17 protein-coding genes are annotated in these 17,122 nt (G+C 60.7%); 6 read left to right on the top strand and 11 right to left on the bottom strand.

Features of this window, described 5'->3' with window-relative positions:
* Positions 1-53: 53 nt before the first annotated feature.
* Positions 54-719, top strand: coding sequence for a dihydrofolate reductase family protein (locus AC244Q_RS14750; RefSeq protein WP_128406803.1), 666 nt, complete (start codon positions 54-56; stop codon positions 717-719).
* Between the two features lie 190 nt (positions 720-909).
* Here the strand turns inward: AC244Q_RS14750 and AC244Q_RS14755 are convergent, their stop codons facing one another.
* Entirely contained in the window at positions 910-2,502 is a 1,593-nt protein-coding gene (locus tag AC244Q_RS14755; RefSeq protein ID WP_128406802.1) for a hypothetical protein, read from the bottom strand.
* Positions 2,503-2,697: 195 nt separating this feature from the next.
* A complete protein-coding gene (locus AC244Q_RS14760; protein WP_018074164.1) occupies positions 2,698-2,943 on the bottom strand; it encodes a DUF2164 domain-containing protein in 246 nt (81 codons plus the stop codon).
* 133 nt (positions 2,944-3,076) lie between these two features.
* Between AC244Q_RS14760 and AC244Q_RS14765 the strand changes: the two genes are divergently transcribed.
* A complete protein-coding gene (locus tag AC244Q_RS14765) occupies positions 3,077-3,808 on the top strand; it encodes an AzlC family ABC transporter permease (protein WP_018483843.1) in 732 nt (243 codons plus the stop codon).
* A gap of 3 nt (positions 3,809-3,811) precedes the next feature.
* Positions 3,812-4,120, top strand: a complete 309-nt coding sequence (locus AC244Q_RS14770; RefSeq protein WP_128406801.1) for an AzlD family protein — start codon at positions 3,812-3,814, stop codon at positions 4,118-4,120.
* A gap of 70 nt (positions 4,121-4,190) precedes the next feature.
* On the opposite strand, the gene AC244Q_RS14775 is transcribed toward AC244Q_RS14770, so the two are convergent.
* The gene (locus AC244Q_RS14775; protein ID WP_128406800.1) at positions 4,191-6,026 is read right to left on the bottom strand and encodes an aminopeptidase P family protein; all 1,836 of its coding nucleotides are present in this window, start codon (positions 6,024-6,026) and stop codon (positions 4,191-4,193) included.
* A 279-nt stretch (positions 6,027-6,305) separates the two neighbouring features.
* Between AC244Q_RS14775 and AC244Q_RS14780 the strand changes: the two genes are divergently transcribed.
* Complete coding sequence (locus AC244Q_RS14780; protein ID WP_012758267.1) at positions 6,306-6,479, top strand: hypothetical protein; 174 nt, start codon at positions 6,306-6,308, stop codon at positions 6,477-6,479.
* A gap of 417 nt (positions 6,480-6,896) precedes the next feature.
* Here AC244Q_RS14780 and AC244Q_RS14785 read toward each other — a convergent pair whose 3' ends face one another.
* Together AC244Q_RS14785 and AC244Q_RS14790 are read right to left on the bottom strand one after the other, a co-directional pair.
* Positions 6,897-7,775, bottom strand: coding sequence for a 50S ribosomal protein L11 methyltransferase (locus AC244Q_RS14785; protein ID WP_113545206.1), 879 nt, complete (start codon positions 7,773-7,775; stop codon positions 6,897-6,899).
* 68 nt (positions 7,776-7,843) lie between these two features.
* Positions 7,844-8,446 carry an SCO family protein gene (locus AC244Q_RS14790; RefSeq protein ID WP_026157424.1) on the bottom strand — a complete coding sequence of 201 codons (603 nt, stop codon included), beginning with the start codon at positions 8,444-8,446 and terminating at the stop codon, positions 7,844-7,846.
* A 319-nt stretch (positions 8,447-8,765) separates the two neighbouring features.
* Here AC244Q_RS14790 and AC244Q_RS14795 point away from each other — a divergent pair, with 319 nt between their 5' ends.
* The gene (locus tag AC244Q_RS14795) at positions 8,766-9,236 is read left to right on the top strand and encodes a chemotaxis protein CheW (RefSeq protein ID WP_003541378.1); all 471 of its coding nucleotides are present in this window, start codon (positions 8,766-8,768) and stop codon (positions 9,234-9,236) included.
* 108 nt (positions 9,237-9,344) lie between these two features.
* Here AC244Q_RS14795 and AC244Q_RS14800 read toward each other — a convergent pair whose 3' ends face one another.
* Together AC244Q_RS14800 and AC244Q_RS14805 are read right to left on the bottom strand one after the other, a co-directional pair.
* Entirely contained in the window at positions 9,345-9,839 is a 495-nt protein-coding gene (locus tag AC244Q_RS14800; protein WP_012758270.1) for a CreA family protein, read from the bottom strand.
* A 79-nt stretch (positions 9,840-9,918) separates the two neighbouring features.
* Positions 9,919-10,509, bottom strand: a complete 591-nt coding sequence (locus AC244Q_RS14805; RefSeq protein WP_128406817.1) for a 3'-5' exonuclease — start codon at positions 10,507-10,509, stop codon at positions 9,919-9,921.
* A gap of 284 nt (positions 10,510-10,793) precedes the next feature.
* On the opposite strand from AC244Q_RS14805, the gene AC244Q_RS14810 reads away from it, so the two are divergent.
* Positions 10,794-11,330 carry a GNAT family N-acetyltransferase gene (locus AC244Q_RS14810; protein WP_012758272.1) on the top strand — a complete coding sequence of 179 codons (537 nt, stop codon included), beginning with the start codon at positions 10,794-10,796 and terminating at the stop codon, positions 11,328-11,330.
* 31 nt (positions 11,331-11,361) lie between these two features.
* Here AC244Q_RS14810 and ligA read toward each other — a convergent pair whose 3' ends face one another.
* The 4 genes from ligA to AC244Q_RS14830 form a co-directional block, all read right to left on the bottom strand.
* Positions 11,362-13,518: an NAD-dependent DNA ligase LigA gene (gene ligA, locus AC244Q_RS14815; RefSeq protein ID WP_128406799.1), complete on the bottom strand. Its 2,157-nt coding sequence runs from the start codon at positions 13,516-13,518 to the stop codon at positions 11,362-11,364.
* A gap of 309 nt (positions 13,519-13,827) precedes the next feature.
* Entirely contained in the window at positions 13,828-14,355 is a 528-nt protein-coding gene (locus tag AC244Q_RS14820; RefSeq protein ID WP_017994715.1) for a DUF6886 family protein, read from the bottom strand.
* Between the two features lie 99 nt (positions 14,356-14,454).
* The gene (gene recN, locus AC244Q_RS14825) at positions 14,455-16,128 is read right to left on the bottom strand and encodes a DNA repair protein RecN (protein WP_012758275.1); all 1,674 of its coding nucleotides are present in this window, start codon (positions 16,126-16,128) and stop codon (positions 14,455-14,457) included.
* Positions 16,129-16,133: 5 nt separating this feature from the next.
* Positions 16,134-17,003, bottom strand: a complete 870-nt coding sequence (locus AC244Q_RS14830) for an outer membrane protein assembly factor BamD (protein ID WP_027683752.1) — start codon at positions 17,001-17,003, stop codon at positions 16,134-16,136.
* Positions 17,004-17,122 lie beyond the last annotated feature (119 nt).

Consider the following 17,122-nt stretch of genomic DNA (forward strand, 5'->3'; position numbering starts at 1 on the left):
GTGTAAGCTAATCCGTCCTTGGCTCTGAACACACCAACAATGGGAGTTGAGAGATGAGAAAGCTTGTTGCTGCAGCCTTCGTCAGTTTGGACGGTGTCATGCAGGCGCCGGGCGGGCCGCGGGAGGATCCGACCGGCGGCTTCACGCAGGGCGGCTGGACCGTCAATTATTGGGACGAGCCGATGGGCCAGTTCATGGGCGGGATCTTTACCGATCCCTTCGAACTGCTGCTTGGCCGCAAGACCTACGAAATCTTCGCCGCGCACTGGCCCTTCGTCGGGAAAGACGATCCAATCGGCAAGGTCTTCAACGCCGTGACCAAATATGTCGCGACCACTTCCACGGAGCCGCTCACCTGGGCAAATTCCGTCGCCCTGCGTGGCGACGCCGCCGCCGAAATCGCCCGGTTGAAGCAACAGGACGGTCCCGTCCTCCTGACACAGGGCAGCAGCGGCCTGTTGCAGACCCTATTGGCGCATGACCTGATCGACGAATTCCGGCTTCTGACTTTTCCGCTCGTCCTCGGCCAGGGCAAACGCCTGTTCGGTCAAGGCGCCAAGCCGGAGGCGCTGAAGCTCACCGCCAACACGATATCGACGACGGGCGTCATCATGAGCGTCTACGAACGTGACGGCGCAATCAAGACAGGCACATTCGAGCTGGCGCAGCCCTCGGAGGCCGAGATCAAACGCCGGGAGCGGATGAAGCGCGAAGGCTGACCGTGCCTTGCGATTGCGGGGCCGTGGGCGCCGTCGCGTCCCGTTTATAGGCTTGTGTCCTTGTTTTTCTGGTCGCGCTCCAACGGTGGCACCATTCCCGAAGGTGTTACTGCCTCAATCGACGGAATGCGGACGCATGTCACAATGATCAAATGCGTGGACGTGTGCAAATAAGCTGCTGGCTGGCCTCTTATTTCAGCACGTAGACGTCGAACGTCTCATCGCTTCCGGCAACCGTGCCGAAACGCTTGACGAGGCTTGTCGCGCTCTGGAAAGCAGAAATGTCTTCCGGCGTCAGAGACAACCGCCAAACGTAGCTTTCACGCAGGGAAACGGGCGCAGTAATCTGATCAAGCCGCTGTGAAAGAAGGATGACAACAGGGACATGCTCACTCTGCTGCAATCGATGTGCCGTTTGCAGAATATCGGCAAGGCTGAGCGAAAGCCGCGCATTCCGGGTATATCGCACGATCGCGCCGAACCGCTCCTCCCGCAGAAGATAGGTGCGGTTGGGGACGTAATAGGGCAAGGCTTCCACCAGATAGTCGGGATCCGCCATTATGACCGCATCCTTGAGATCGGGGCGCGATTGAATGAGCGCACCGAGATCCTTGCTTCGGCTCAGGGGTATTTCGGCTATGAAGGCCTGATGGACCTTTTCGATGCCGGACACGACCTGTAGCGCCAGCAATATCAGGAAGCACAGGCGCCCGAACGTTACGATGCCGCCAGCAGCCTCGATGCCGGCAACACCCGCCCCGTCGCGCTGAGAGTCTGTGGTCAAGGCGGTGATCGCGATCATGAAAACCAGCCAGAGCGCCTGATGCCTGTATCCGCCGGGATAGACAAGCGTAAAAAGCAGCGAAAGCCCCAAGAGAACCAGTCCCGCTGCGATCAGCGCCGGCCACCGATTCGCCAGCGCCAACAGGCTGCCGTAGATCAGCACGGACATTAACGCTGCGAAAATCTGGGCGGCCAACGGATACGCCACGACCAGTTCAAGGACGCTGTTGGGATAAAACGCCATAAAATGCGAACTGGTCAGGGCAAGAGCGCGAAGGACAAGCAAAGCGAAATTCTCGCCGCTGAGATCGTTCTGGCCGGTATCATTGAAGGTCGGATAGACTGTTATGAAACATAGAACAATTCCAACCGCGGCAATGGCAGCGGCTGTCACAAAGGCCCGATATGCCGTCAGAGGCGGCCTCGGCCGGGCCAGAATTAAATCGAAAAACCAATAGGCGAGAAAGCCGCCGACGAGGACGACCGAATGGACGTTCGTATTTGCCAGCAAGGCAAACAACAGGCCGAGCAATATCCCGTTGCGCGCTCCTTTCTCCCAACTCAGGACGAGAAGGAAAATCACCAGCATGCTGATGCCGTAATTTCGCGACATCGCGGCATAATCGAAAATCGAAAAGCTACTGAACAGCGCCAGCAGCATGATGGAAAGCGGCAGTTTCAGCTTGAAAACAAGAAGATAGGCCGCGATCGTTGCAATCGTCAGTGCGACGATCTTCAGGACGACAGGTGAGCCGACCACGGCATAGGCGGCGCGCAGCAGAATATACCAGACAGCAGGATGACCCTCACCATGCATCCGGCGAAGCATATCGATGAAATTGTCCCCTTGAAGGGCGAGTGACAATGCACGAACCTCGTCACGCCAGACCGTTTCGGACCAGCAAAGCGCAGACGCCAGCGCAAGCCAGACCATGAAGATCAACGCCTTGCCGAGCTTGGCGGATCGAGGTTCATCGATAACGGAGACAATCAAGGCCAAATAACACGCAATCCGGTGAACAAAAGCGTCACGACCATATCGGCGCAGAAATAATTTGCCGTTAAGTGAAGGCCGATTTGATTTTAAGGCGCTAAAGCATGTCGCACAAAAATGTGCAGCGGTTTTGCGACAACGGCATGCGTGAAAACAAAGACTTAAAGTGCAGGGAGCGAATCTGAAAGATCGCGACGCGCCTTAGAATTTTTGCTCTCTCTCAAGAAGATGAATATCTTCGGCCAGGTGTTCCATTCTCGTCGATAAGGCGGCCTGGGCATCTCTCAGCCCTCGATTGTAGAAATACGGCCCGATCTCCTCGGCGAAGAAGTCAAGCAGGAATTCGGCCGGCAATGCGCCGATGGGATCGAGTTCCCGGCCGAAATAAGCGCGGATGCGCGAAACGATCTCAGCCTTTTCTTCCTTGGAAAATTCGATCTTTTTCATGGTTGCCTCTTTGCCGAATGCGATCGGGACTTTGATGGTTCAGCAAAATCGATTGGTCAATCAAGGAAATTCAATTGCCGTCGCAAGCCGTAGACCATAAGGGAAAACTTGAATTCCAACTGGACAAGATCACATGAATCGCGCCGACTTTGTTGAAGGTTTGCGGGGCGGCTCCGCCGTTGCGCTGGCATCGGCGCCCTTTGGCGCTCTCTTCGGAGCGCTGGCGGTCGAAAATGGCATGTCGCTTTCCGAAGCCGCCTTCATGAGCGCCACCGTCTATGCCGGCGCCAGCCAGATGGTCGGCATCGAACTCTTCGGTCACAATGTCCACGCCTGGCTGATCGTGCTGTCGATCCTCGCCGTCAATTTCCGCCACGTGCTCTATTCGGCGGCGCTGGCTCGCTACATCGGCCATTTCACGCCGGTGCAGAAATTCTTTACCTTTTTCCTGCTCGTCGATCCACAATTCGCCGAAGCGGTCAAGCGCGCCGAGGCCGGCCGGCAACTCACCTTCGCCTGGTATTTCGGCTTTGCCATCATCATCTACATTCCCTGGGTGCTGATCAGCATCGCCGGCGGCATGCTCGGCGGCTTCATCGGCGATCCCAAGGCCATCGGCCTCGACATCCTGCTGCCGGCTTATTTCCTCGGCATCGTCCTCGGCTTCCGCAAGCGAGACAATTTCCTGCCTGTGGCGCTCGTCAGCGCGGTGGCATCCGTGTTCGCCTACCGCTACGTCGGCTCGCCCTGGCATGTCAGCCTCGGTGCCGCAGTTGGCATCGTGCTCGCCGCCCTGTTGCCGCTGCCGCCGCAACCGCAGGATCTGGAAGCCGACGCCCTCCAATCCGAAGTGCACGAGGTCTGAGCCATGGAATTCGATCTTCACATGGCGCTCGTCATCCTCGCCGCAGCCGCCGCCACCTTCGCCACCCGCATCGGCGGCTATATCCTCATCACCCGAATGAAGAGCATCCCCCCGCGCATGGAGGCGGCTCTGAATGCCGTACCGGCGGCCGTGCTGACGACACTCGTCGCACCCGCCTTCTTCATCGGCGGCTGGGAATCGAAGCTGGCGCTGATCGTCGCCCTCTTCATCGGCCTGCGCTTCACCCATACATGGATGCTGGTCGCCGCCTGGATCGTCGTGATGACCTGGCGCCACACGATCGGCGTCTGAGCACCGGCCCGAAAAGCCGGCGCAGAAATTCAAGGCATTGCAGCGTCGCCGACGCCGTAATACCGCTTTCTCAATATTCCAGCGGCAGCGTCGCGTTTTCGAGCCACGCCCTGACATCGTGATCGTGGATGAGCGGCATCAGCGCCTCGCATGTGCGGCGATGATAGTCGTTGAACCAGTGCAGCTCGTCGTGGGTCAGAAGCTCGGGAATGACGAGACTGCGGTCGATCGGGCAGAAAGTCAGCGTCTCGAATCCGAGCATCGGCGCATCGCCGCCCTCGATCTCCTCGGCCCCGCGCACATAGATCAGGTTCTCGATGCGGATGCCGAAGCTGCCGGGCCGGTAATAGCCCGGCTCGTTCGAAAGGATCATGCCGGGCAGCAGTTCCTGTGTCGACAGCCTGGAGATGCGCTGCGGCCCCTCATGCACCGAGAGATAGGAGCCGACGCCGTGGCCTGTGCCGTGAGCGAAATCGGCGCCGGCCCGCCACAGTGCGATGCGCGCCAGCGGATCGAGATCGCAGCCGCGCGTGCCCTTCGGGAAACGCGCGGTGCTGATCTCTATCATCCCCTTCAGCACCAGCGTGAAGAAGCGCCGATGCTCTTCCGAAACTCTGCCGATGCCGACGGTGCGGGTGATGTCGGTCGTACCGTTGATATATTGCGCGCCGGAATCGATCAAAAAGAGTTCGCCGGCCTCGATCATCCGGTTGGTCTCGGTCGTCACGCGGTAATGCATGATCGCCGCATGTTCGCCGGCGCCCGAAATCGTGTCGAAGGAAATGTCCTTCAGCGGGTTCTGCACGCTCTGGCCGACGCGGGCGCGCGCCGCTTCGAGATGCTCGGCGGCCGTGATCTCGCTCACCGTGCCGGGCTTGGTCTGCGACAGCCAATAGAGGAATTCCACCATCGCCGCACCGTCCTGCAGATGCGCGGCGGCCGAGCCGTTGATCTCGACGTCGTTCTTCACCGCACGCGGCAGCTTGGCGGGATCGGCGCCCTCCACCACTTCGCCGCCCGCCTTGCGGATGATCTCGGCCAGCGCATAGGCGGCGATGTCAGGGTCGATCAGCACGCGGCCGCCATCCCTGGAAACGGCAGCGAGCTTTTCTTCCAGCACCGATGGTGGCAACTGGGTGCAAATCTGCGCGAGATAGGCCTCCGGCTCGATGCCGGTCTTGCGCTTGTCGAGGAAGATCTCGGCCCGCCCGTCGGCATGGATGATGGCACGCGCCAGCGGATGCGGCGTATGCGGCACGTCGGCGCCGCGGATATTGAAGGTCCAGGCGACCGAAGAGGGATCGGCGATCAGCACCGCCGCAAGGTTCTTCTTCGAAAGATCAGCGGCGATCGTCGCGATCTTCTCTCTCGCCAGCACGCCGGCCTGCGCCACGTTCTGGATGTTGACCGCGCCGAGCGGCTCGGCCGGTCGGTCAGCCCAAAGCCTGTCGAGCGGATTGTGCGGCAGGAATATCAGCGTTCCGCCGATCTGCGACAGCGCTTTTTCCAGACGGCGCACCTCAGCCCCTGCGTGCAGCCAGGGGTCAATGCCGAGCCGCAGCCCCTTGGCTCCATTTCCGGCAAGCCAGAGATGTGGCGGCTCGTTGACGAGATCGCCGCCCGAAAAGACCGAACCGTCGACCTGTTCGGCAAGCTGCGTCACATAGCGTCCGTCGACGAAGACGATCGCCTGCGTGCGCAGGATCAGCGCAATGCCGGCCGAGCCGGTAAAGCCCGTCAGCCATGCCAAGCGCTCTGAACATGCGGGAACATATTCGCCGTTGAATTCATCGGCGCGCGGCACGAGGAAGGCGTCGATGCCGAGCGAATCGAAATCGGCGCGCAGCGCCGATACACGATCCCTGCCGAATTGCGGCGTGGAGGTAACCTCGAAAGACTGGAACATGCTGGAAACCCGAATGATTGAGACGAATCCGGTTAATGGAATGCCGGCCATGTTAGCGAAATTTCAACCGATGGGGAGAAAAAGCGACCAAACGAGTCGAAACCCCTGGGGCCGCTCAACATTTTGACGGAACTGTGACGCCAAAAGTTAATTTGGCACGCTTTATGCATTGGCCGCATGGCTCCCATGAGCAAAACCCTCTGCCTCCGCATTTCAGAATAGCTATATAGGCGTCATCGAACGGTTCGCGATGAACCTGTAAACAAAGGAATTCTTGAAATGACCGCCTCTCTCTCGCGCTTCGCATATAGCAGCCCGGTGCAGGCTGGCGAACGCCAGACCGTGCGTCACGTAATCGGCGCCCGCCGCCCGCAGAACGAGGACAGCCTCAAGCTGCTCGGCGCCGGCCAGCGGGCCACGCGCCACAAGGGCGCCCTCAGCTACGCGTTCTAAGCCTGAAAGCCAGTCCGTCTCCTCCCTCCCGGACCGGCCTATTGGAATGCAGTAGAGCCCGCTTGAGCGCTCCTCCCCTTGAGCTCGCGGGCATTGACCGGATAGACCGGTCCAAGGCGGTGCCATCGGCACCGCCTTTTTTGTTGTCTTCAACAAGGTGACGGAGCGGCTCCGTTTCGATAAGGCGGTGCGGCACCCGCCACCGCCCTCATCCCTGTGCTTGTCACAGGGATCTAGTGCGCCCAAGTCCTTGGGCGCGGGAAACTCTCTTCAAGCTCGTATGGAGTTATTCACCGCGCAGACGCGCGGTGGCTGGATCCCTGTGACGGGCATAGGGATGAGGGTGGGGACGAGGCGCGTTGCCTTAAGCATGGCATGCGTTTGCAGGAGCAATCACCTGCTCACAGCCTCGAAAAATCAAGGCCGATCGAGATGAATAGTCACCCAGCCATTGCGCCAGATGGTTCTGACATGGCGAAGCCTCGCGCCACTATAGGCGGCAATCACCTTCCAGCGTTGCCCGGCAAGGATGCCGGAGAGAATAACTGATCCGCCAGGCGCAAGATGCGTCGCAAGCTTCGGCGCCATGCGGATCAGCGGCCGCGCGAGAATATTGGCGATGATGAGATCGAAGGGACCCTGCTCTGAAAAGGCCGTCGAATGAAAGCCCGGTGCGGTCCTGGTGACGATGCCCGAGGCGATGCCGTTGCGGCGCACGTTCTCGGCCGCCACCTTCGTCGCGATCGGATCGATGTCGGTCGCAAGCACCGGTATGTTCCTGAGCTTGCGCACCGCAATCGCCAGTACGCCGCTGCCGGTGCCGAGATCGAGCGCGTTGCGGACCAGGCGCGAGCGCACCACGGCATCGATCACCTCGAGGCAGCCGGCCGTCGTTCCGTGATGGCCAGTGCCGAAGGCCTGGCCGGCATCGATCTCGATGGCAATGTCGCCGGGGCGGATCTTATTGCGGTCATGCGAGCCATGCACCAGGAAACGCCCTGCCCTGACGGGCTTCAGTCCCTCCAGCGATTTCACCACCCAGTCGATTTCGGGGATGACTTCCCGTTCCAGCCGGGCCTCGGGGAAAGAGGCCTTCAATGCGTCCTCGACCCGGGATTGCACCTCAGTCTCGTCCTCGGCCATCATATAGATCGAGGCTTCCCAGATATCCTTCTTCTCATCGATCTCGGTGGTGCCGATGGCAAAGTCTTCTTCACCGAAGACCGTGCTCAGAAGGTCGAGGATCTCTTCGGCCTTGCTTTCGGTCGTCGTCACGTAAAGGCGGATTTCACTCACGATAGGCGGTCTTTCCCGTTTCCGTTGCCCGCCATCGGTCGAGCCAACGCCCCATCACGCTGAAACCATCACCCCTTGTTGACGAGATTCTCTAGCTTCTTTACCGCCGTGTCCGGGTTTTCGCCATAGGCGATTGTTCCGGAAAACCGCCCGGCCGAATCAAGTAGGAAGACCGAGGCGGTGTGATCCATCGTATAGTCGCCATTCGGATCCTTCTCGTCGACCGGCACCTTCTTGGCGTAGACGCGGAACCCCTTGATAACCTCGGCGATCTTGTCAGGCGCGCCGGAAATGCCGGTGATGCGCTTGGAAACGTTGGAGACGTATTCGTTCATGATCTCAGGCGTGTCGCGCTCCGGATCGACGGTCACGAAATAGGCCTGCAGCTTGTCGCCCTTCGGATCGACCTTCTCCATCCAGCCGTTCAGCTCGAAAAGCGTCGTCGGGCAGACTTCCGGGCAATGGGTGAAGCCGAAAAACAGCGCCGTCGGCTTGCCGCGCAGCGCCTGCTCGGTGATCGGCTGTCCGTTCTGAGAGACCAGGGTGAAGGGTACGCCGAAGGGCGGTTCGGCCACCACATCCTTCGACTTCGTCAGGTTGAGCGTAAACGCTCCGAGAAACCCGGCAAGTATCAGGACACCGACCCAAACGGCGATGCGGAATGTCTTCATTGGCATGATCCTCAATCCAGGCGGATGTGCCGCCCGCCCCTGCTGGCGTGATTATAGCCTCGACCGAAGGCGCGCAATTCAAGAATATGTTTTCGAACCCGTGTTGAATTGTCTCACCGGTAGAAACTGCCACGGCAACGAAATCCGCCCTCAGGAATCTGCACGGATCAAAAATGCATGTGTTTGAATAGCTTACCTCTGGAGAGACGGCCAATCCGAAAATACATATCGTTAGGAAAGACTTAAGCCGTCACATCTATATTTAACGACGGTTCTACATCGCCTCTCCCGCTGGGGACAACTGGGAAGAATTCTGACCATGAACAACAATAACGCCATCAAGCAGTCGGGCGCTTATCTCGAAATCGTTTCGTTCCACCTGGGCGATCAGGAATTCTGCATCGACATCATGGCCATCCGCGAAATCCGCGGCTGGGCGCCGGTGACGCCGATGCCGCACACCCCGCCCTACGTCTTGGGTCTCATCAACCTGCGCGGCGCCGTGATCCCCGTTATCGACATGGCCTGCCGCCTCGGCATGAAGATGACCGAGCCCTCCGAGCGCTCGGCGATCATCGTCACCGACATCGCCGGCAAGCTGGTCGGCCTGCTGGTCGAGCAGGTTTCCGACATGATGACCATCAAGAGCGAAGACCTTCAGCCGCCGCCGGAAATCATCCCGGAAGCCCAGCGCGCTTTCTGCCGCGGCATCGTCGCGCTCGAAAAGACCATGGTCTGCTTCCTGAACCTCGACACGGTCATTGCCGACGAGTTGACGCAGGCCGCCTGAGGGCTATCCATTTCTGGAATTCGAAGGCCCGGCTCGTCCGGGCCTTTTTGATTTTGCAATGAGCGAAAAGGGAGGCGCCGCTCTTTCCAAAATCTCACCGCAGAAACCCTATTGCGGCTTCCCGTTCTTCCAGGTCACGCTTTGCCCATAGAGCGGAATGGTCGAGATCGACATCTTCGCCGAGCCGTCGGTCAGTTCGCGCGAATGAGCGAGATAGATCAGCGTGTCGTTCGTCTTGTCGTAGATGCGGTTGACGACCAGAGTCTTCCAGATCAGCGACATGCCCTGGCGAAACACCTCGCTGCCATCCTTGGACAGGTCGATATTGCCGATCTCGATCGGCCCGGTCTGCCGGCAGGCAATGGAGTTGTTGGACGGGTCCTCGAACCAGTTGCCGTTCTTGAGCCGGTCGATCAGGCTGCGGTCGAAATAGGTGACGTGGCAGGTAACGCCCTTGACCTCAGGGTCGGAGACCGCCTCGACGATGATGTCGTTGCCGATCCAGTCGACCCCAACCTTGCCGACGACTTCGGCCGAGGCAGCACCTGTGGAAAGGGCGGCGAAAGAGAAGGCGGCGAGGAGAAGATTGCGCAGTCTGGACATGGCGGCTCCCTGAATAACCCGCATTCTAGATAAGCACGCACCCATGCTTTGCAAGAAAACGGCGTTTGCGGAAAAGGGGTCAGCCTTTTCGGCAGGTGCAGGGCTCATAGGCCTGCGCCGTCAGCCGACCTGGCTTCATGCCGATCAACGACGGTATGGCGTGGACGGCATGGGCCTTGACCGCCCTTGCCATCTCGATGGCGGCCGCTGCGCAGACGGCGGCATCTTCAGCGGCGTTGTGGTGCACGAAACGCAGGCCGAGATGCTCGGCGATCAGGTTCAGCCGGTGCGAGAGGAAATGCGGCCAGATCCGCTGCGCCATCTTCAGGCTGCAGAGATAGGTAAGCTCCGGATAGGATTGCCGGTAGAGATCGAGGCTCGCCCGCCAGACGCTGAAATCGAAGGCGGCATTGTGCGCGATCATCGTCGCGCCGCTGATATCCTCGTGAAACTCGTCCATCACCTCGGGAAACTCGGGCGCATCCTCGACATGCTCCGGCCGGATGCCGTGGATTGCGATGTTCATCCCGGAAAAGCGCATCTCTCGCGGCCGGATCAGCCGCTCCTCGACGCGCGTCACCCTGCCGTCCTCGATCCAGGCAAGGCCGACGGAACAGGCGCTGCCGCGCTGCTCGTTCGCCGTCTCGAAGTCAATCGCGATGGTCTTCAAAATCAGCAACCCGAATCGTTTCTTCGGGAACAGGAATACCGCCCCGCTTCCGGCCGCGCAAATTCGACACGACGCCCGATTGACTTTTTAACCCGCATATCGAAACTTGTTGCCATGATCGGTTCCCTAACCATGGCAGCGCTTATCCATCACGCCACGACCCTTGAAGGGTACGCGGGAGCGATGGCGCGTTAGCAGCGATCCGATCATCATCCCGAAACCCTGCCGAGGCGAGCAGGGTTTTCGGAAACCGGCTCTCCTCCCGACACCGATGGAGAGCATGAATGTCCGAAAACGAAGAGAATGAACCTCGTGGCCGAGCGCGCCTGCCGGATGGCGTCCTTGTGCGCGCCGTCCGCCTCTCCGATGCGGAGGAGATCACCGATCTCATAAATCTGCCGGGCTACCGGGCCGGCACCTTGCGGCCGCCCTACCAGCGGGTCGAGGAAGTTCGCAAACACATGGAAAATCCGTCGCCCGGCGCGCTCAACCTCGTCGTCACCCAGGACGGCAAAATCGTCGGCAATAGCGGCCTCAACCGTCTTTCCGGCCGCAGGCAGCACGTCGCCAGCATAGGCATGGGTGTGCATGACGACTTCACCGGCCGCGGCTTCGGACGGATCTTGCTCGGAGCAATGGTCGATGCTGCCGACGACTGGCTCGATATCAAACGGCTGGAACTGACCGTCTACACCGATAACGATGTCGCCATCGGCCTCTACCAGAAATTCGGCTTCGAGCAGGAAGGCCTGCTGAAGGCCTTCGGATATCGCGCCGGTCAATATGTCGATGCCTATACGATGGCGCGGCTCAGGCTTTGAGCAAACGGGCTGGCGGCTTGCCGTCAGCCCCTCACCCGCTGATCAGCGCCAGCCACTCGTCCTCGTCCATCGTCTGCACGCCGAACTCACGCGCCTTGTCGAGCTTGGAGCCGGCGCCGGGGCCGGCGACGACGATGTCGGTCTTCTTGGAGACTGATCCCGCCACCTTGGCGCCGAGACTTTCCGCCCTCGCCTTCGCCTCGTCGCGGGTGAACTTTTCAAGCGAGCCGGTGAAAACCACGGTCTTGCCGGCGACCGGGCTGCCTGCCGTCTTCGGTAGTTCGGCCTCCTCGGGCGTCACTTCCTCAATAAGCCGGGTGATCACCTCGACATTGCGCGGCTCCTTGTAGAATTCGACGATGGCCCGCGCCACGACCTCGCCGATACCCTCGATGGCGTTGAGATCATTCCAGGCGTCACCGGAAAGCGCCTCGGCCTCGCGCATTGCGGTTTCAAAGGCCGCATAGGTGCCGTAGGAGCGCGCCAAGAGCTTCGCTGTGGTCTCGCCGACATGACGGATGCCGAGCGCGTAGATGAAGCGGTGGAGCGCAATGCTGCGCCGTTCGGTGATCGCCGCATAGAGCTTGCCGACGCTGACCTTGCCGAAGCCGTCGATATTCTCCAGCTTGGTCAGCGATTGCTGCTGACGCTTCTCCAGCGTGAAGATATCGGGCGCAGTGCGGATCTGCAGCGACGCGTCCTCGTTTTCGAAAAAGAAGTCGATCTGCTTCGAGCCGAGCCCTTCAATATCGAAAGCGTTGCGCGAAACGAAGTGCTTCAAATGCTCCGTCGCCTGCGCCCTGCAGACGAAACCGCCGGTGCAGCGGGTGACCGAATCGAGCTTGCCGGTCTTCTCATGTCTTTCACGCACGGCATGCGACCCGCAGACCGGGCAGGTCTTCGGAAATTCATAGGGCCTGGCCTCGGCCGAGCGCTTCTCCATGACGACGTCGAGCACCTGCGGAATCACATCGCCGGCGCGCTGCACAATGACGGTATCGCCAATGCGGATATCGTGCTCGTCGTCGCGGATGCGCTCGCCGCTATTGCCGATGCCCCTGATGTAATCCGCGTTGTGTAGCGTCGCATTGGTGACGACCACGCCACCGACGGTGATCGGCGTCAATCGCGCGACAGGGGTCAAGGCGCCGGTGCGGCCGACTTGAATGTCGATATTCTCGACGATAGTGAAAGCCTGTTCGGCAGGGAACTTGTGCGCCGTCGCCCAGCGTGGTGAACGCGAGCGGAAACCGAGACGGGCCTGCAACTCGAGACTGTCGACCTTATAGACGACGCCGTCGATGTCGTAGTCGAGATCCGGGCGCTCAAGGCCGATCTCGTCATAATGGGTCAGGATGTCGGCGACCGAGTTCAATCGTTTCACCAGCGGATTGACCGGAAAACCCCAGTCCTTGAAGGTCTGCACCATCCCAAATTGCGTATCGGCCGGCATTTCCGACATCTCGCCCCAGGCGTAGGCGAAGAATTTCAGCTTGCGGCTCGCCGTCACCTTGGCGTCGAGCTGGCGCAGCGATCCGGCAGCCGTATTGCGCGGATTGACATAGGTCTGCTTACCCTCCGCCTCCATCTGCCGGTTCAGCGCCAGGAAGTCGCTCTTGGCCATGTAGACCTCACCGCGGATCTCGACGACAGCGGGCACGCCTTTCGGCAGCTCGTTGGGGATCTCGGCGATGGTCTGGATGTTGGCAGTGACATTCTCCCCCGTCGTGCCGTCGCCACGCGTTGCAGCGGTCACCAGCCTGCCGTTTTCATAACGGATCGACATCGAGAGACCGTCGATCTTCGGCTCGGCGGTAAAGGCGATCGACTGGTCCGGCAGCCGGCCGAGGAAACGATAGACGCCGGCGACAAAATCCTGCACGTCCTCCTGCGAGAAGGTGTTGTCGAGCGACAACATCGGCCGCGCGTGGACGACAGGCGAAAAAGTGACGGAGGGCGCCGCACCGACATGCCGCGATGGGCTGTCTTCGCGGATCAACTCGGGAAAGCGCACTTCCAGCGCATCGTTGCGGCGCTTCAGCGCGTCGTAATCGGCATCCGAAATCTCCGGCCGGTCCTTGCCGTGATAGAGCGCATCGTGATGTGCGATCTCCTTTGCCAGCCGTTCGAGCTCGGCGGCAGCCTCTTCGATCGTCAACGTATCGACGGCGGAACTTTCGGTGGACATGGAACATCACTCCAGAGAATCTGCATTGTTTTTTAGAGCAAAATTTCCGGATGAAAAGAGAGGCCGCGTATCCGCCATCGGGATGATCGGCTCGCTCAGCTCTCCTCCCTCATTCCTGTGCCTGTCACAGGAATCCAGCCACGGCGCCTCTGCGCCGTGAATGACACTCTCTTTCAGGGAAGAAGAATCTCCCGCGCCAAAGGACTTGGGCGCGCTGGATCCCTGTGACGAGCACAGGGATGAGGGAGATTGAGGTGAGCTTTCGCGCCGACTTTCATGCCGTGGAATCCTTGTCACCGCCCTATCCGGCTATTCCCAATCGTTCGCATTGCGCAGCCGGATACCACTGACATGCAGGCTCGTGCCCCAGAGCCCTTTCAGCGGCGTCAGCGTGTCCACCACCCTGAGATCCACCTTGCGCGGGGCAAACTCCCGGTCGAGCTGTGACATGGCGGCATGCTCTATCGGCACCACTCTCTTTCGGGCCACCCACATGCCAGCATCACCCAGATCCTCGAAGCCCTCGGCTGGCATCTCGTAACGATGGATCGTCTCCGCTTCGAGCCTTTCCAGCCAACGGCGCTCGACGTAGGCGACGGCGCGCCAGTCGCCGAGCCAGTGCCGGCGTTCGGCCTCCGGCGTATCGGCCGCCGCCCAGAGCAGGATGCGGGGACAATCGCGCGGAAAGAGATACAGGAAATCATGATGGGCATCGATTGCCCAGACGAGCGGACCGTTCAGCCATTCTCGGCCGGGCGCACGAGCAGAGGGGACGCGAACCGGGCGTGGCTCGAACGCCGCGATCCCGGAATCGTCGCTGAAATGGAAAAGTCGCATGGCTTGAGCTCGCCGCCGATCGAGAAGCTTCAGCGCATATCGCGCCACGGGATGATTGTCATCCCGCCGGCCTAAGCGGAAAGAGCGTCGGAAGAAAAATCAGCCGTTGCCGGCCAGCAGCCGCTTCGCCGCCGCCCGCGCCTCTTCGGTAACCGAAGCCCCGGCCAGCATACGGGCGATCTCCTCGGTGCGATCCTTCTGCGCCATCGTCGCGACGCGGGTGGCAATCTTTTCCGAACCGTCGGCCGACGGTCCCTTGGAAATCAAGAGATGCGTCGCCGCCCGCGCCGCGACCTGCGGCGCATGCGTGACCGACAACACCTGCACCCGCTCCGACAGCCGCTTCAGCCGCTGACCGATCGCATCGGCCACCGCGCCGCCGACGCCGGTATCGATTTCGTCGAAGACGAGCGTCGGGGCCGATCCGCGATCGGCGAGCGCCACTTTCAGCGCCAGCAGGAAACGCGACAGTTCGCCGCCCGAGGCGACCTTCATGATCGAGCCCGGTCGCGTGCCCGGATTGGTCTGAACATGGAATTCGACGACGTCGATGCCTTCGGCCAGCGCCTCGCCCGCATCCGTGGTGATCTCGACCATGAAACGGGCGCGTTCGAGTTTCAGCGCCGGCAGCTCAGCCATGACGGCCCCAGCCAGTGCGGTGCCGGCATGATGGCGCTTGTCGGACAGCGAGCGCGCCGCCGCATCGTAATTTTCCCGCGCCAGGCCGACCTCGGCGTCGAGCCGAGCAAGCCGCTCCTCGCCCGCGTCGAGATCGGCAAGATCGGCGATCATGCGCACGGCAAGCGCCGGCAGCTCGGTGACGGGCACGGAATATTTGCGCGAGGCGGCCCTGAGCGCGAAAAGCCGCTCCTCCACCCGCTCCAGCTCTCTTGGATCGTATTCGGTCTTGCGCAGTGCCGCCTCGACTTCCATCTGCGCGTTGGAAAGCTGGTCCAGCGCGGCATCGAGCAGCGTCACGGTGTCTTCGAGCAGCCCCGGCGCCTCATGGCTCTTGCGCTCCAGCCGGCGCACCAGCGAGGCGATATGGGGCACGGGCGAGGCATTGCCGTTCAAGAATTCGGACGCCTCGGCGATATCGCCGGCGATTCGCTCGGCCTTCATCATCTTCTGCCGGCGATCGGCGAGTTCTTCCTCCTCGCCATCCTGCGGCGAGAGCTTCTCGAGCTCTTCGACCGACGAGCGCAGGTAGTCGGCTTCGCGCGCCGCGCTTTCCACCTTCTCCCGGTGGTTCTTCAGCGTCCGCTCGCTGTCGCGCCACAGGCGATAGAGCCGGGAGACTTCCGAAACCTCGTCGGTGAGGCCGGCAAAGGCATCGAGCAGGGTGCGGTGGGCATTGGTGTCGACAAGGGCGCGATCGTCGTGCTGGCCGTGAATTTCGACCAGCATCTGACCGGCCTGGCGCATCAGCTGCACGCTGACCGGCTGGTCGTTGACATAGGCCTTAGTGCGTCCGTCCGCCGATTGCTGACGGCGGAAGATCAGATCGCCCTCGTCGTCGATGCCGTTTTCACGCAGGAGTGTGCGGGCGCCGTGTTCCATGCCGACGTCGAACACCGCCGTCACCTGGCCCTTGTCCTCGCCATGACGCACCAGGTCGCCGTCGCCGCGTCCACCGAGCGCCAGCGACAGGCTGTCGAGCAGGATGGATTTACCCGCCCCGGTCTCGCCCGTCAGGACGGAGAGGCCGGTCTCGAAGGCAAGATCCAGCCGCTCGATCAGGACGATATCGCGGATCGAAAGCTGGATCAGCATTGGCCTCAGGAACCGAGAAGAAGTTTCTTGCCCGCTGCCGCGATCCACGAGCCCTTGTTTTCACGCGGCTCGGCACCGCCGCTCTGCAGCAGCTTGTAGGAATCAGCATACCACTGGCTGTCGGGATAATTGTGACCGAGAACGGCAGCGGCTGTCTGCGCCTCGTCGACGATGCCCATGGCGTAATAAGCTTCGACGAGACGCGCTAAGGCCTCTTCGATCTGGTTCGTATTCGGGTATTTCTCGACGACGATACGGAAGCGCGAGATCGCGGCGAGATATTCCTTCCGCTCCATATAGTAGCGGCCGATCTGCATTTCCTTGCCGGCGAGCTGGTCGCGCGAAAAGCGGATCTTGGCCTGTGCGTCGTCGACATATTCGGAGTTCGGATAGTTGTCGATGACGGCCTGCATCGCCTCGATCGTCTTGGCCGAGGCGCGCTGGTCCTGCGTCACGTCGACGATCTGCTTGGAATAGGTGAGACCGATGAGATACTGCACATAGGCAGCATCCTGGGACTTCGGATATTGCGACATGTAGCGGTTGCCGGAAGCAAGCGCATCGTCCAAACGGCCTTGGCGGTATTTGACGAAGGTGCTCATCACAAGCGCCTTGCGCGCCCATTCGGAAAACGGGTTCTCGCGATCGATCGCGTCGAACTTGCGCGCCGCTTCCGCCATGTTGCCGGCCTTCATATTGGCCAGGCCCTGGGTGTAGAGCACGTCAGGCGGATCGGTTTCGAGACCGAGCTTGGTGATGTCGATGTCGGGATCCGACTGGCAACCGGAGATCGAGGCGCCTGCGCTGAGCACCAGAAGCGATGCGAACAAAGCGCGCGCTGTCTTCATCATACCTTCAGATCCTGCATAACCCATTCGAAAGAACCCCACTGCTGCCGCTCTCTCCACGGCAGCCACGCCTCGCTGGCGTTTCTAGCCACAAATGTGCATCAAGAGCAACGCAATGATAAGGCATTAACGCATTTTTGTGGCAG

This window comes from Rhizobium sp. CB2179, assembly GCF_057653455.1.

Excerpts from the sequence above, each read along its gene's own strand:
- AC244Q_RS14750 (WP_128406803.1), top strand. The coding sequence starts at position 54 with ATGAGAAAGCTTGTTGCTGCAGCCTTCGTCAGTTTGGACGGTGTCATG.
- AC244Q_RS14760 (WP_018074164.1), bottom strand. The coding sequence starts at position 2,943 with ATGAAAAAGATCGAATTTTCCAAGGAAGAAAAGGCTGAGATCGTTTCG.
- AC244Q_RS14765 (WP_018483843.1), top strand. The coding sequence starts at position 3,077 with ATGAATCGCGCCGACTTTGTTGAAGGTTTGCGGGGCGGCTCCGCCGTT.
- AC244Q_RS14770 (WP_128406801.1), top strand. The coding sequence starts at position 3,812 with ATGGAATTCGATCTTCACATGGCGCTCGTCATCCTCGCCGCAGCCGCC.
- AC244Q_RS14775 (WP_128406800.1), bottom strand. The coding sequence starts at position 6,026 with ATGTTCCAGTCTTTCGAGGTTACCTCCACGCCGCAATTCGGCAGGGAT.
- AC244Q_RS14780 (WP_012758267.1), top strand. The coding sequence starts at position 6,306 with ATGACCGCCTCTCTCTCGCGCTTCGCATATAGCAGCCCGGTGCAGGCT.
- AC244Q_RS14790 (WP_026157424.1), bottom strand. The coding sequence starts at position 8,446 with ATGAAGACATTCCGCATCGCCGTTTGGGTCGGTGTCCTGATACTTGCC.
- AC244Q_RS14795 (WP_003541378.1), top strand. The coding sequence starts at position 8,766 with ATGAACAACAATAACGCCATCAAGCAGTCGGGCGCTTATCTCGAAATC.
- AC244Q_RS14800 (WP_012758270.1), bottom strand. The coding sequence starts at position 9,839 with ATGTCCAGACTGCGCAATCTTCTCCTCGCCGCCTTCTCTTTCGCCGCC.
- AC244Q_RS14810 (WP_012758272.1), top strand. The coding sequence starts at position 10,794 with ATGTCCGAAAACGAAGAGAATGAACCTCGTGGCCGAGCGCGCCTGCCG.
- ligA (WP_128406799.1), bottom strand. The coding sequence starts at position 13,518 with ATGTCCACCGAAAGTTCCGCCGTCGATACGTTGACGATCGAAGAGGCT.
- AC244Q_RS14820 (WP_017994715.1), bottom strand. The coding sequence starts at position 14,355 with ATGCGACTTTTCCATTTCAGCGACGATTCCGGGATCGCGGCGTTCGAG.
- recN (WP_012758275.1), bottom strand. The coding sequence starts at position 16,128 with ATGCTGATCCAGCTTTCGATCCGCGATATCGTCCTGATCGAGCGGCTG.
- AC244Q_RS14830 (WP_027683752.1), bottom strand. The coding sequence starts at position 17,003 with ATGGGTTATGCAGGATCTGAAGGTATGATGAAGACAGCGCGCGCTTTG.